Source organism: Micromonospora sp. NPDC049047 (assembly GCF_040649135.1).
Lineage (GTDB): Bacteria > Actinomycetota > Actinomycetes > Mycobacteriales > Micromonosporaceae > Micromonospora.
In genome coordinates this window covers 45874-59692 of sequence record NZ_JBEZEY010000028.1, presented here as the reverse complement: position 1 = coordinate 59692, position 13819 = coordinate 45874, and the positions used below count along the sequence as shown (strand labels likewise).

Below are 13819 nucleotides of genomic sequence, written 5' to 3'. Positions count from 1 at the left end.
TCGTCACCGGGCCAGGCCCAGCAGTCGGGCCGCGTTGTCCTTCAGGATGCCCGGGAGCACGTCCGGCTTGAGGTCGGTGGCCTGCACGTCGCGAAGCCACCGGTCCGGGGTGAGCATCGGGAAGTCGGTGCCGAAGAGCACCCGCCGCTTCAGCAGCGAGTTCGCGTAGCGCACCAGCTCGGCCGGGAAGTACTTCGGGCTCCAGCCGGACAGGTCGATCCAGGTGTTGTGCTTGTGCGTGGCCACCGACAACGCCTCGTCCTGCCAGGGCACCGACGGGTGGGCCATGATGATCTGGAGGTCGGGGAAGTCGGCAGCGATCGGGTCGAGCAGGATCGGGTTCGACAGGCCGAGGCGCAGGCCGTAGCCGCCCGGCGTACCCGCGCCGATGCCGGTCTGCCCCGTGTGGAAGAGCGCCGGGAGGCCGGCCCGTTCCAGCAGGCCCCACAGCGGCGCGTACTCGTCGTGGCTGGGGTCGAAGCCCTGCACCGTGGGGTGGAACTTGAAGCCGCGTACGCCCTCCTCCCGGATCAACCGGTCGGCGAGTTCGACCGCCGCTCCCCCGGTGCGCGGGTCGACCGACCCGAACGGGATGAGCACGTCGGCGTGCTCGGCCGCCGCGCGGGCAATGTCGCTGCTCGACAGCGGCTGATGCTTCAGTTGGGTACGCGCGTCCACTGTGAAGACGACCGCCGCCATGTGCCGCTCGCGGTAGTACCGCGCCACGGCGTCGACCGCGGGCCGTGGGCCGTCGGTCTTGAAGTACGCCGACGCCGCTGCCACCAGCGGTTCGGGCAGTGAGGTGTGACCGTGGTCGTCGACCTCGATGTGCACGTGCATGTCGATCGCCGTGACGTCGTCGAGGTCGATCGCGGGCTGGTACATGGGGGCCAACCTCCGTCGGGCGGTCGGGGCGGGCGGGTCAGGACGGCGCTGTCTCGAACTCCTCGGGGAGTTTCGGGAATCGTTCACCGACACTCTGCGCGGCACCGGCGAACGTCGTCGGCCAGGCCTCCACCAGCGCGTCGTACGTCCAGCCGCCTTCGCGGTGCGCGGTCAGCGCCGCCTCCGGGTGGGTCCAGATCTGCAGGCGGTCCCCGCCGACACCGATCACCTGACCGGTCACCGAGGCCGCCGCGTCGGAACCGAGGAACGCGACAAGCCCGGCCACGTCGTCCGCCGTGCCGAATCCCAGTTCGTGTCGGAAGAACGCGGGCATCGGCTCGCCGTTCGCCTCGGCCCGCACCGCCGCCGCGAAGTAGGGAACGGTGGCGGTCATCGCGGTCGCGGCGACCGGGACGACGGCGTTGGCGGTGATGCCGGCCCGCTTCAGCTCCAGCGCCCAGGTCCGGACCATGCCGACGATGCCCGCCTTGGCGGCCGCGTAGTTGGTCTGGCCGAAGGTGCCCCGCTGCCCGGTGGGCGATCCGACGCAGATGATCCGACCACCCTCGCCGGCCTGCCGCATGTGCTGCACCGCCTCGCGCACCGTGGTGAACGTGCCACGCAGGTGCACGTTGATGACGGTGTCGAAGTCGTCGTCGCTCATCTTCCACAGCACCGTGTCGCGCAGCACGCCGGCGTTGGTGACGAGGATGTCCAGCCGTCCGAAGTGCTCGACAGCCGTGCTGACGAGTTCCTTCGCGGTCTCGGTCGGGCCGACCGGTGCGACCACCGCGACGGCCCGACCTCCCGACGTTTCGATAGTCGCCACGGCGTCGGCGGTGGCCTCGGCGTCGACGTCGTTGAGCACTACCGAGGCGCCCCGCCGCGCCAACTCCTGCGCGTAGGCGAGGCCGAGACCCCGCGCGGCGCCGGTGACGATGGCGACTTTGCCGTCCAGTGACATGAGTGCTCCCGTTCGTCGATGCCGGTCCGCGCACGAGGGTGGGGAGTAACACGCGCACCAGCAACGTAATGCAGAATTTGATCGGGCGTCAACGATCCGCAGTCTGTCTACATCAGACGGCTGGGCGGGTGGAGTTGCTCAGCGCCCGGGAGACCACCCGGCCGGCGGCCTGGACCAGCGGCGCCAACGCCACCGGGTCCGCCCGGTCGTGGGCAACCACAAGCGAGATCGCCGCCACCACACCCTCCGGTACGCGGATCGGCGCGGCCACCGAGAGGGCGTCCATGGTGACCTGACGGTCGCTCACCGCGTAGCCGACCCGTCGTACCTCGGCGAGGCAGCGACGCAGCCGTTTCGGGTCGGTGATGGTCAGTTCGGTGTACCGCTCCAGCGGCGCGGCCAGCACCTGCTCTTGGACCTCGGCGGGTGCGTGGGCGAGCAGGACCAGCCCGACGCCGGTCGCGTGCAGCGCGAAGCGACCCCCCACCCGGGTGAGCACGGGCACCGCGTGTCGCCCGGCGATCCGTTCGATGAAGACGAGTTCGAGATCCTGCCGGACCGCGAGCTGGACGTTCTCGTGGGTCACCTCGTACAGGTCCTCCATCACCGGCAGGGCCAGCTCCCGCAGCCCCAGGCCCCTGGGTGCGAGCGAGCCCACCTCCCACAGCCGCAGACCGATCCGGTACCGCCCGTCGTCGCCACGCTCCAGTGCCCCCCACGCGACCAGCTCCGCGGCCCGCCGGTACACGGTGGGCAGTGGCATTCCGGTGCGACGCGCCAGCTCGCTCAGGGTCAACGCCGGGGTGGCCGGGCTGAACGCGTCGAGCAACGCCAGCACCTTGCTCGTCACCGACCGTCCCGCTTCTGCGCGCACCCCGTCATCATCCCCGCTTACGCCGGGCGCTCACAGCTCCAGCACGAGTCGGGGCGTACGGGCCCGGGAGACGCAGATCATCATGGTGTCCCCGGCGGCCCGCTCCTCGGCGGTGAGCAGGCTGTCGCGATGCTCCGGCACACCGGCGAGCACCGGCGTCTCGCAGGTGCCGCAGGTGCCCTCCCGGCAGGACGAGAGGACCTGGACCCCGGCCTCCTCCACCGCTTGCAGGATCGGCGTGCCCGGCGGCACTGTCACCGTCCGCCCGGAGAGCGTGAGTTCGACCTCGATCGTCGTCTCCGGCGCGCCGGTGTCGCCACTGGCGGTGAAACGCTCGACGTGCAGGCAGCCCGTTGGCCAGTCGCGGCAGTGCTCCTCGACCGCCGTGATCAGTGGTTCCGGGCCGCAGCAGTAGACGAGCCCGGTGCCGGGCCGGCCCAGCAACCCGGCCAGGTCGAGCAGGCCGGTCTCGTCCTGCGGGTGCAGGCTCACCCGGTCGCCGTACCTTTCCCGCAGGGCGGTGGCGAAGGCCATTGTGGCGTGGCTGCGTCCGCCGTACACCAGCCGCCAGTCGGCGCCCGCGGCGTCGGCCGCGGCGACCATCGGTGCGATGGGGGTGATACCGATGCCGCCGGCGATGAAGAGGTAGCGGCGTGCCGCGAGCAGCGGGAAGGTGTTGCGTGGCCCGCTCACCCGGACGGTCGCGCCGACGGTGAGCCGCTCGTGCGCCAGCCGGGAGCCGCCACGCCCGTTCGGTTCGCGCTGCACCGCGATCCGCAGGACGGACCGCTCCGCCGGGTCACCGCAGAGGGAGTACTGACGGGCCAGCCCGGCGTCCAACTCCAGGTCGATGTGCGCGCCCGGGGTCCACTCGGGCAGCTCACCGCCGTCCGCGCGACAGAGGCGGATCGCCACCACCTCCGCCGCCACCTGATCACGACCGGCGACCACCAGCTCGACACCGGTCAGCACGTCCACAGTCACTCGCGCATCGCCAGCCGCCTCGCCGGTCCGGGCACCGGCCCGGCCGCACCCTTGTGGTCCTGCGGGTGGCCGAGCAGCCACTCCCACAACTCGACAGGCTCCTCGGTGCGACGCTCGGCCCCGCAGTGACAGATCCCGCGCAGAATGTCGGTGCCCGGCACCCAGTGGATCCGGTAGACCCGGTCCCCGGTGCGGGAGCCTGCCCCGGAGCTCATCGCGCCGCTCCCACCGTCCCCGACCCGACCATCCGCGCCAGCAGCCGCCGGGCGGCCAGGCCACCGGTGTCGATGTTGATGCTCAACTCCTGATACCGGTCCGGCTCGGTCGCGATCACCTGCTCCAGGATGTTGAGGGCTGTCACGTCCTGCATGACAACTGTGTGATTACTGTGGTGGAGGTACTCGCTGACCGACTCGTCGTCGATCGCGAAGTCCCGCGCCACCGCCCAGAAGTCATAGGTGGTGTGCTCCGTCGACGGGGTGATGGCGTACACGATCTCGGCGTGGAACGCTTCGCGGTCCTCACCCTCGGCGGGCGGGTAGACACCCTGCGGCGCGATCCGGCTGTGCAGCAGGTAGAGGCAGGGCGGGTGGTACTCGATGTCCTGCCACCGGGTGATCCGGCCCTGGATCCCGGTCGAGCGCGCGTAGAACGGCGGGCACTCGGCGTCGTCCATGTGCCGACTGACGTAGACGATCCCCCGGTCCTCGTCCACAGCGGTGGTGATCGGGGTGTTCGCCACCTCCGGCGTGCCGATGTAACCGCCGTGCAGATAGGTCTCGTGGGACAGATCCAGAAGGTTGTCGACCAGCAGGCCGTACCGTGCGTTCAGTGGCGCCATGCCCCGCACCACCGCGTAGCGCGGGTCGGCCAGCCACGGTGCGCGGGGAATCGCAGCCGGATCGGCCCGGTCCAGGTCGCCGATCCAGACCCAGATGAAGGAGTCCTGTTCGACCACCGGGAAGGAGACCACCCGCGCGGTGCGCGGGATGCGTTGTTGACCGGGTACGAAGACGCAGGCGCCGGTCGGATCGTACGTGAAGCCGTGGTAGCCGCAGACGATCGTGTCGCCGTCGAGCCGGCTCTCCGACAGCGGGAAGCGCCGGTGTACGCACCGGTCAGCGAGCGCCACCGCCTGCCCGGCGTTGGTGCGGTACAGCACCAGCGGCTCACCGAGCACCGTCCGGGCGAGCAGGTTCCGGCCCACCTCACCGCCGTAGGCGGCCACATACCACTGGTTACGCGCGAATGCCATGCGACCGGACCTCCATGCCGACGGACGTCGATGGAGCCGGATCGTCCCGTGCGGTGTCCCCACTGGGGAACCGGAGCTTTCACTGAGTGAAAGGCCGGGCTGTCGCACGTGACGGTGTGGCTGCCGTACCGGCGGCACGGCAGCCACACCGGGGCGTCTGGGGGCACACGAGCCATAGCCGGGGCAGCCCGTCAGCCAATCCCGAGGTGAATCGGTGGGGTTATCGTGTCGGACGTGAACCTCGGCAGTGCTCCGCACAGGTAGCAACGGCAGCGCAACCAGGAATTTGCCGGACAGCGGCAAAAGCAGACGGTGATCACGACTGCCTCATCGTCGCCGCCGACCGACCCAGAGGGCATCGAACCTCACAAGCACATGTGACTCGCCTCGCGTGCGGTGTCGACGGCACCTCCGTGCGACGCTCGTCTGCCGCATTCGGTGCGGTCAGCCAGGAACCGAGAGGGCTGTCGTCGGCGTGGTCGAGATGTCGATCGTGGTGAGGTGGCCTTTGCCGATGGTGTGTACCAGAAATCGACCGTCAGGAAGTAGCCGATCGATGCGTGCTGGCAGTCGCACGCAAGCGGCGATCTCCCCGGCCCGGTTCACCATGATGAGTTGGTTCCCGGCGCGGGCGAAGAGTGCGCCGCCGGAGACGGGGACGCCCCCACTGGTAGCACCGTGCGGGAGATGCGTCACCTCTGTACAGGCACTGCGGTCGAGGTCGATGATCGTGACGCCGGTGTCGTCGGCCAGCCAGAGCGTCCGGCCGGTGAGGAGCGGTGGCAGCGGTGGCAGGTCACGGTCGTGGCGCCACAGGATCTCCATGCCGCTGGCGGGATGCAGGGCCATGACGGTGCGCCTACCGCTGAGGAAGACGATGCGGCCGTCCTGGCTGGGGCTGAAGGCGACGCCGGAGTCGGGAAAGCGCACCGGCGCTGGCAGCGACCACTCACGTTTGGTAACGCCGGTCCGAGCGTCCAACAGCAGCAGTGCTGCCTGTTTGGCAGTCGCGATGAGCATCGCGTCGGCCGTGCCGCCCCGATCCGGGTCCATTCGGACGGGCAGCGGCCAGGCCAGGCTGCTGTCCGACGCGGGTCCCGGGAACGGGCCCGGAAGAAGCTCGCCGTTCGCCAGATCCACCCGCATCAGCGGACGGTAGCCGCGCCACCCGCCCAGGAAAGCGACGGATCCGCTAACGCTGACGTAGTGGCGCAGGCGCAGTTTCGGTGCCGACCACGTCCGCTGCCCGCTGTGCAGGTCGAAGCAATGTAGGACACCAGCCTGACTCAGGTAGAGACAGCGGTCCCCCGCGACAACAGTGGTGCCCCAGCAGTCCTCAACGTTCTGCGCCCATAACGGCGCTCCGGTTTGAGGGTCCAGGCGAACCAACCGCGAGTGTCGCTCCGCTACGACGAGCGCACCGGACGCGACGGCCAACGCCCCCGGGCTCGAACGCAGGTGCAGAAGCCGTGACCACAGCACCTTCATCGGTTGATCCACGAGCCTAGTGTCGCGCACGAGCCCACGATCGAGATCCGGCAGCTGATCATCGACCACATCACCCGCCGGCAGGGTGAAACCGAAGACGTCACCCGCGAGGGCCTGGCCCGCGCGCTGGCCGGGCTGTTCTGGTCGACCATCGAGAAGGTCGCACCCGGGCAGCGGGATCTAGGGCTACCGCATACGCATCCGTGATAGCCCAACGACCCGCTGGCACGCTGCCCTCCAGCCGACCCGTGAGGAGTCCGCGGGTCGAGCCTCGCCCTGTGAAGTGGTTTACCTCACATCCTGTCAGCGCCGTCGGTGACGCGGTGTCTTGAGGCCGAACCCCTTGAGACGGAGGAGCGGCGATGAGTGGGAAGACTGATGTGGTCGTGATCGGCGGCGGGTACGCCGGTGTCATGGCAGCCAATCGCCTGACGCAGCGCGACGATGTGGCCGTCACGTTGATCAATCCTCGCCCGACGTTCGTCGAACGGATTCGCCTGCACCAGGTGGTGGGCGGGTCCGACGGCGCGGTCGTCGACTACCGGGAGGTCCTGGCCGGGGGCGTCCGGCTGGTGGTCGACACGGTGACCCGGATCGACGCGGCCGGGCGCAGCGTGACGTTGGCGGCCGGCGGCACGGTCGCCTACGACTACCTGGTGTATGCGGTGGGCAGTGGCAGCACCGGCCCGGACGTGCCCGGAGCGGCCGAGTTCGCCTACCCGATTGCCAGCCTGGAGCAGGCGCAGCGGCTGCGGTCGGTCGTCGCCGCCGCGTCGACGACGGCCCCGGTGACGGTGGTCGGCGCGGGTCCGACCGGCATCGAGACCGCCGCGGAGTTGGCGGAGGCGGGCCGTACCGTGACCCTGGTCTGCGGCGAGGTGCTGGGCCCGTATCTGCACGCGCGGGGCCGGCGCTCGGTCGCCAAGCGGCTGGCCAGGCTTGGTGTGACAGTGCTCGACGTGCCAGCCATCTCTCGCTTCTTCCCGAGCGGGGGAGGTCTCTACAAGAGCCGGGGCGGCTCAACCAGCCGATGGTGGCCCGATCCTTCACCACGGCCCCATACGACCGAGCAGCCCCGCTTCGGCTGGGGCGGGCAGTGTCTGCCCCCCAGCCGCCGTACCCGGGGATGTCAGGCAGCAGCGTCCCGGTCAGCGGAAGTGCGGCCCCGCCTCACCACGACATCGCGCAGCGCCCTCACAAATAACCAGAGAACAGCCAGGAGCACCGGCAGGACGGCCCACGATCGCCAGCTTCTTTCGGCGAGAACGTCGGGCGTGCGGATACCGGTGTAGAGAAGCATCAGACCGGCGATGAGCAGTCGCCTCCACGGGTTGGACTGTTTCACCATGCCCAGCTCCGTCGGTAGGAGACGCCGCGACACGAGGACCGCGACAGCCCGCGGGTCCACTGGTTGAGCTTGGCGCACATGCCGTTGTATCTTCTCGCTCCCCAGTCGTGGGTACGGTCACGCCAGAATCGGCCTGCCTGCCGTCTTGAGATTGTCACAGTCGCCGCCGATGGTAGCGGCGAAGTCGGCCTTGTAGCCTTCGCTACCAATTCACGAGCCGCACTTGCGCCAGTTGCTCCGGCATCTCTTCCAGCCGATCCTGGCCACCCGCCTGCTGACCTTCCAGCCGGCCTTCCCCAGGCAAACCCCATAGCGGTCACCTTCGCACAAGGAGCCCCTCCACCCACTCTGACCTGCGAGAGCGTGGAGCCGCCGGCAGGGTGGGGGCAGTAACACGCCAACGGACCCCAGGACGTCCGCTCATCGGTATGAGCGGACGCCGCCCTACTGCCTGTGGATCAGCGGCGCGGCTCGCACCGGCGACCAATAAGGTGTGCCATCTCTGCCTACGGCACAGGTTCCAGTACGACGACTGGGATCTGGCGGGTGGTCTTCTGCTCGTAGTCGGCGAAGCCTGGATACGCGGCCTTCTGGGCGCTCCAGATCCGTTCCCGCTCGTTGCCGGTGGCAACTCTGGCGACCAACTCGACCTTGTCCGTGCCGATTTCCGCCTGTGCCTGCGGGTGAGCGAGCAGGTTGTAGTACCAGTCGGGATTGGCGGGCGCACCGCCCTTGGACGCGAACACGGCGTAGCCGTGGTCCAGCTTCTGGTACATCATCGGGTTCACGCGAGGCTGGCCGCTCTTGGCACCGACAGTGTGCAACAGCAGCAGCGGCGCGCCAGCGAACTGACCGCCGACCTGCCCACCGTTAGCGCGAAACTCAGTGATGATCTTGTCGTTCCAGTCGCTCATGCCTTCTCCTTGCCTCCGCGCACCGACTCAAACGTGATTCTGACAGTCTCAACCGGGGCGTGACACCGCGAGCACCACGTACCAACAATCCACCTGTGGCAGCGCGTGACGCTCGGCGGCATGAGCCGATGCCAGGGTCAGGAATGCCTTGGCGCTGCTCGCGACTGGTGCCCGGGTCGACAGGCATGAGTTGTGTCGGTCCTCAGTGGGAGACTCTCGCGCCGTGGACGTTGACGAGTTTTGGGCGGTCGTGGAGTCGGCCGGGGCGGGTCTCGACGGGCGGACCGGCGACGACGGTGAGGCCGTTGCCGCAGCGCTGGTGACGCGATTGGCCGCAACATCACCGGAGGGCATCCTCGAGTTCCAGGAGCTGTTCGATCAGCTCCATGACGCCCTCTATCGCTGGGACGTGTGGGCGGCTGCGTACCTGATCGGCGGAGGATGCTCGGACGACAGCTTCATCGATTTCCGGGCGGGAGTCATCGCGCTCGGGCGCGAGTGGTACGAACGAGTCCTAGCTTCTCCCGACGGACTGGCTGACCATCCCGTGGTACGACAAGCGGCGGCCGAGGAAGACGACGGCGCGCTGTTCGCCGAGTCGGTGAACTACGTCGCCAGCGAGGCCTACGAGCAGGCCACGGGTGGCGACGACGATGCCTTCTACGACGCGATGAAGGCCCGCCAACACGTCACGGTCAGCATCGACGAAGCGCACGTTCCCGACATGGGTGAGGACTTCGACTTCGACAACGATGACGAGATGCGGCGTCGGCTACCCCGACTGGCTGAGCTGTTCCTCGACCCTGGCGAGAATTGATCTCGGCAGCTGCGCCACGGTGCTTGGAGACGGCGCGGCCAAGCCAGGACAGGATCCTTTCGTGGTAAGCCCTTACCTCTGTCGTCGGTGGAACAAATCGCGGGGCGACGGGTTCGGCATCTGGGGGCTACGCGACGTACTACCTCGGGACCGTGGAGGACGGCCGGCCGGTGCGCCAGCTTGAGGTGTACGACCCGGGGCCCAATCCTCATCCTAGGGCTACCTCAGAAAGTGGAAGCGCTGGTATCCGTAGACGCGGACCTGTCCGACGAGGACGCCGAAGGCGACGGTGTCGGCAACGGCGGGATCGTCGGGGCGGGCCGGCCGGACCTGGGGGTGATACTCGCGGGCGCAGCCGCTCAGCGCGACGGTCACGATGGCCGTCCAGGAGCGAGCCGCCGTCGGCGGCGAGTCGGGTGAGGCGTGTTCGGTGGTGTCATGACCGGACGCTGGGCCAGTGCGGCCAGGCCTGCCGGAGCTGCGGCGGCGTGTCGGCGGTGCGCAGCCATATCCGTAGCCGGTACACGTCGGCGGAGTCGTCGTCGCCAGCCTCCGGGAAACGGGCGGACACCCGCAGCCGGCACGGGCCGGCCTTGGTGAGGCGGACGCTGCCGTCTTCTATCTCGCCGGTCGTGATGAATAGCTCCAGCTTCCCGCTCGGCACGTCGATGTCGATGTCGACTTCGTGATCCCAGTCGTGTCGGTCGTCCGGCGGCTCGTCGGCCCATTCCTCGACGGTGAATGGTGTGCCGCTGCTGTCCGCGCGGGGAGTCACGATGTTCACGATGCCGTCGGCGGCGCCCACGAAGCGCCCGAATTCGACTGCGTCGTCCCACGAGTCGTCGAGGCCTGCCAGGTCGCCGCCTCCTGCGTCGCTGACCAGCACCTGGCCGTGTTGCACGCAGACCAACGCGCGATGTACCGCGAGTGGCACTGCCATGCCGGTCAATGTACCTCCGTGATCATTTCTGATGCTCACCCGCCCCGAGATTGTGGTTTCGGTACGGCCGCGTCCACCATCCCAACCACGCCGTCCTGACCCGTCGGCTGCAGGCCTACCTACGCTGGCGCAACGCCAACGCCCGCCACCCCGACGTTTTGGCCGCCCAACGCCGCGAACGCGCCCGCATCGAACGCCAACGACACTGAGGCCACCCCGCCACCCGAGCAGCCTGACCCCGACACCGTCAACGTTCGTGGTCATGGCACTAGGACCGACCGACGAACGATGCCCATCTTGATCCCTGTGGCCCTGTCCATGTGTTCCGTGTATAGATTCGGTGGATGGACATCGTCGCCGCGTGTCGGGCCTTCGTCGCCGTCAGCGGCCACGGCAGCTTCACCTCCGGTGCCGCCGCAGCGAGGATCCCCCAGTCGGTGGCCAGCCGCCGCATCGCCGCCCTGGAGGAGCACTTCGGGTCGCGGCTGTTCGATCGGACCTCCCGCGCGGTCCGGCTGACCCCCTTCGGGCAGGACATGCTGCCGACGGCGCGACGCCTTGTCGACCTCGCCGACGCCATGGCCGACGACGCCGAGCGGGCCCGATTACGGCCGCTGCGGGTCGCCGTACCCGAGATCTGCCCGCCGCACCGCCTCGCCGCCCTGGTGGTCGCGGCCCGACGGCAGCGGATCCACCTGGAGGTGCGGCCGGCCGGCCCTCAGGAGCGCGAACGGCTCTGCCAGACGCTTGAGGTCGGCGCCGGGATCGTGGCGGTGCCGGAGGCGATGGCGCCCTGGCGGGTGCCGCTCGGGCTGGCCGCCCGGACTCCCTTCCCGGCGCCGACGGTGTTCCTGGAGACGTTGCGCAGCGGCCGGGCCCGCGCCCAGGCGCGCCGACGGATCCTGATTCAGCCCGAGGACGACGTCGCGCACCTACGGGACCCGCTGACCCGCGCCGGCCAGTCGGCCGGTCTGGCACCGGCCCAGGTGTCGGTCGCGCCATCCCTGGTCGACGCCGCCGCGGCGGCCCTCGGCTCCCCCGACCTGCTGCTCTGCTCCCGTCAGCAGGCCGAGGACTTCTCCCTGCACTGGTGCCCTCTCGCCGACCCACAGCTCCTGCGGGGTTACGACGTCGCCGCCGGCGTACGCGAGGATCTCGCCCACCTCCGCACCGTCCTGCACGCGGAGGTCGCGCGATGCCTGGGCGCGATCGGGTACGCCGCACCCGGCGCCCGCCCGACAGGAGATGCCGGATGAGCGCCACCGCCGTCGTACGCAACGCGCGTGACCTGCTGGATGAGGCAGGACTGCGGGGTGCCTTCCTCGTCCGCGACCTCGACACCGGCCAGGAGATCGGCTTCGACGCCGACACCCCGTACCCGTCGGCGTCGCTGGTCAAGGTGCCGCTGGCGGTCGCCGTCCTGGAGCGGGTCGGGCGCGGGGAACTCGACCCGGCGACGCCGGTCGACGTCGCGCCCGGTCGGATCACCACGCCCGGCCCGACCGGGCTCAGTCGCTTCCGCCATCCCGCGCGGGTCTCCGTGGACGACCTGCTCTACCTGAGCACCGCGGTCAGCGACGGGGTCGCCGCCGACGCCCTGTTCGACCTCGTCCCGCCGGCCGCGGTCGCCGCGGAGCTGCGGCGACTGCGGATCGAGGGCATCACCGTGCGGGGCCGGGTCGGCGACCTCGCCGAGACGCCGGCGGAACGCCTCGGCCCCGACGACGTGCACCTGGCGCATTCCCTCGCCATCGGCGCGGCGACCCCCGGGCAGGGCCATCCGGTCGCCCAGCTCGACGTCACCCGCGCCAACGCCGGGCCGGCGCGGGCCTTCGTCGACCTCCTGCACGCCCTGTGGCGGCCCTCGACGATCCACGAGAGCACCGCCGCCCGCGTACGCGCGCTGATGGCCGACAACCTGCACCGGCAGCGACTCGCACCCGACTTCACCTCCGACGCGTCCCGCTGGTCGTCCAAGACCGGCACCCTGCTGCACCTGCGACACGAGATGGGAGTGGTGGATCATGCCGACGGGCAGTCGTACGCGATAGTCGCCCTCACCGCCTCCCGGGTGCCCGCCGTCGCACAGCCCGGCAGCGAGGCGACGATGGCCCAGGTCGCCCGGAGCCTGCACGACCACCTGCGGACGGGCACCCTGCCCTGGTGGAGTTAGCGGGCGTAGCTGATGGTCCGGGCTCGCCGCTCGCACCTGGTGGCGAGCGCGGTCTTGCCGTCGACCGCGAGCAGGTAGCTCAGCTGCGGCGGTCCTCGTGCCTACGCAGGGGCATTCTGGGCAACCTCGATCCACACTGGTGCAGGAGGCGAGCCCGCCGCCTGAGGGCGGGTCGACAGGCCGTCACAACGCGGTGATGGCGACCTCGGCCGCCTGGGCGATCAGGGCGTCGTCGTAGTCGGCGTCCTTCTGGTCGCGGCTGGACAGCACCGCGAGGACGATCGGCGCACGGTCCGGGGGCCAGATCACCGCGATGTCGTTGCGGGTGCCGTAGCCACCGGCGCCGGTCTTGTCCCCCACGACCCAGCCGTCGGGCACACCGGCGCGGATCAGCTCACCGCCTGTGGTGTTGCCCTTCAACCAACCGGTGAGCACGTCGCGGTCCGCCGGTTCGAGGGCGTCTCCCACTGCGTACGCCCGCAGATCCTCGGCCAGGGCCGCCGCGGTGCTGGTGTCCCGCCGATCACCCGGCCTCGCCTCGTTGAGCTCGGTCTCGTAGCGCGCCGGATCGGTGACCTTGTCCCCCACCTCGCGCAGTTCCTTCTCGAACTTCTGCGGTCCGCCGAGCTGGCGCAACAGCAGGTTGCCGGCGGTGTTGTCGCTGTACCGCACCGCCGCGTCGGCGATGGCGCGCAGTGTCATGCCCTCGGCGACGTGCTGCTCCGTGATCGGCGAGTAGGTCACCAGGTCGTCCGCCGAGTACCGGACCACCCGGTCCATCTCGGCGTCGGTGGTCTCGTCGAGAACTTCGGCAGCGGCCAACGCCTTGAACGTCGACGTGTACGCGAACCGCTCGTCGGCCCGGTACCGCACGGTGCGACCGGTCCCGGTGTCGATCGCGTAGACCCCCAGCCGCGCATCGAACCTCTGCTCCAGTCGCCGGAACTCGGGGTTCGCGTCGGCGGTGGTGGACGCGGTGGCCGTCGCCGTACGGTCGGGTGTCGGTGGTTCGGCGGCGTCGGCGGGGCCGCAGGCGGCCACTGACACCACTGTCGCCACCGCCACCAGACGTCGTGTCGCCCAAATCATGATCGCTCCCTGTCGGTGCCGTGGGTCCGACGCCGGGCGGCGCCGGTCGGACAGGACTCCAACCTGGCAGCGATCCGGCATGCGATCG

16 protein-coding genes are annotated in these 13819 nt (G+C 69.8%); 5 read left to right on the top strand and 11 right to left on the bottom strand.

Annotated elements, in window-relative coordinates; translation table 11 throughout:
• Positions 1–3 precede the first annotated feature (3 nt).
• The 7 genes from AB0B86_RS30120 to AB0B86_RS30090 form a co-directional block, all read right to left on the bottom strand.
• Positions 4–885 (bottom strand): amidohydrolase family protein, encoded by an 882-nt coding sequence (locus AB0B86_RS30120; RefSeq protein ID WP_357412110.1) that lies wholly within the window; start codon positions 883–885, stop codon positions 4–6.
• 37 nt (positions 886–922) lie between these two features.
• Positions 923–1849, bottom strand: a complete 927-nt coding sequence (locus tag AB0B86_RS30115; protein ID WP_357412109.1) for an SDR family NAD(P)-dependent oxidoreductase — start codon at positions 1847–1849, stop codon at positions 923–925.
• A 112-nt stretch (positions 1850–1961) separates the two neighbouring features.
• Entirely contained in the window at positions 1962–2723 is a 762-nt protein-coding gene (locus AB0B86_RS30110; RefSeq protein WP_357412108.1) for an IclR family transcriptional regulator, read from the bottom strand.
• Positions 2724–2753: 30 nt separating this feature from the next.
• Positions 2754–3707, bottom strand: a complete 954-nt coding sequence (locus AB0B86_RS30105) for a PDR/VanB family oxidoreductase (protein WP_357412107.1) — start codon at positions 3705–3707, stop codon at positions 2754–2756.
• On the bottom strand, positions 3704–3922 hold the full coding sequence (locus AB0B86_RS30100; protein ID WP_357412106.1) for a hypothetical protein: 219 nt from the start codon (positions 3920–3922) through the stop codon (positions 3704–3706). Before AB0B86_RS30100 ends, AB0B86_RS30105 begins: the two co-directional genes overlap by 4 nt.
• A complete protein-coding gene (locus AB0B86_RS30095; RefSeq protein ID WP_357412105.1) occupies positions 3919–4962 on the bottom strand; it encodes an aromatic ring-hydroxylating dioxygenase subunit alpha in 1044 nt (347 codons plus the stop codon). The genes AB0B86_RS30100 and AB0B86_RS30095 overlap by 4 nt, the downstream gene beginning before the upstream one ends.
• Positions 4963–5406: 444 nt before the next feature.
• On the bottom strand, positions 5407–6450 hold the full coding sequence (locus AB0B86_RS30090; protein ID WP_357420258.1) for a PQQ-binding-like beta-propeller repeat protein: 1044 nt from the start codon (positions 6448–6450) through the stop codon (positions 5407–5409).
• A gap of 3 nt (positions 6451–6453) precedes the next feature.
• Here AB0B86_RS30090 and AB0B86_RS30085 point away from each other — a divergent pair, with 3 nt between their 5' ends.
• Entirely contained in the window at positions 6454–6657 is a 204-nt protein-coding gene (locus AB0B86_RS30085) for a hypothetical protein (RefSeq protein WP_357412104.1), read from the top strand.
• A 179-nt stretch (positions 6658–6836) separates the two neighbouring features.
• A complete protein-coding gene (locus AB0B86_RS30080) occupies positions 6837–7742 on the top strand; it encodes an FAD-dependent oxidoreductase (RefSeq protein WP_357420257.1) in 906 nt (301 codons plus the stop codon).
• A gap of 562 nt (positions 7743–8304) precedes the next feature.
• Here the strand turns inward: AB0B86_RS30080 and AB0B86_RS30075 are convergent.
• Complete coding sequence (locus AB0B86_RS30075) at positions 8305–8712, bottom strand: nitroreductase family deazaflavin-dependent oxidoreductase (protein ID WP_357412102.1); 408 nt, start codon at positions 8710–8712, stop codon at positions 8305–8307.
• Positions 8713–8935: 223 nt separating this feature from the next.
• Between AB0B86_RS30075 and AB0B86_RS30070 the strand changes: the two genes are divergently transcribed.
• Positions 8936–9529 carry a DUF4240 domain-containing protein gene (locus AB0B86_RS30070; RefSeq protein ID WP_357412101.1) on the top strand — a complete coding sequence of 198 codons (594 nt, stop codon included), beginning with the start codon at positions 8936–8938 and terminating at the stop codon, positions 9527–9529.
• Between the two features lie 219 nt (positions 9530–9748).
• On the opposite strand, the gene AB0B86_RS30065 is transcribed toward AB0B86_RS30070, so the two are convergent.
• Both AB0B86_RS30065 and AB0B86_RS30060 read right to left on the bottom strand, forming a co-directional pair.
• Entirely contained in the window at positions 9749–9904 is a 156-nt protein-coding gene (locus tag AB0B86_RS30065) for a hypothetical protein (RefSeq protein ID WP_357412100.1), read from the bottom strand.
• Positions 9905–9965: 61 nt separating this feature from the next.
• Complete coding sequence (locus AB0B86_RS30060; protein WP_357412099.1) at positions 9966–10469, bottom strand: hypothetical protein; 504 nt, start codon at positions 10467–10469, stop codon at positions 9966–9968.
• A 344-nt stretch (positions 10470–10813) separates the two neighbouring features.
• Here AB0B86_RS30060 and AB0B86_RS30055 point away from each other — a divergent pair, with 344 nt between their 5' ends.
• Together AB0B86_RS30055 and AB0B86_RS30050 are read left to right on the top strand one after the other, a co-directional pair.
• Positions 10814–11725 carry a LysR family transcriptional regulator gene (locus tag AB0B86_RS30055; protein WP_357412098.1) on the top strand — a complete coding sequence of 304 codons (912 nt, stop codon included), beginning with the start codon at positions 10814–10816 and terminating at the stop codon, positions 11723–11725.
• Complete coding sequence (locus tag AB0B86_RS30050; RefSeq protein WP_357412097.1) at positions 11722–12642, top strand: serine hydrolase; 921 nt, start codon at positions 11722–11724, stop codon at positions 12640–12642. Before AB0B86_RS30055 ends, AB0B86_RS30050 begins: the two co-directional genes overlap by 4 nt.
• A gap of 183 nt (positions 12643–12825) precedes the next feature.
• Here the strand turns inward: AB0B86_RS30050 and bla are convergent, their stop codons facing one another.
• Entirely contained in the window at positions 12826–13731 is a 906-nt protein-coding gene (bla, locus tag AB0B86_RS30045; RefSeq protein WP_357412096.1) for a class A beta-lactamase, read from the bottom strand.
• Positions 13732–13819 lie beyond the last annotated feature (88 nt).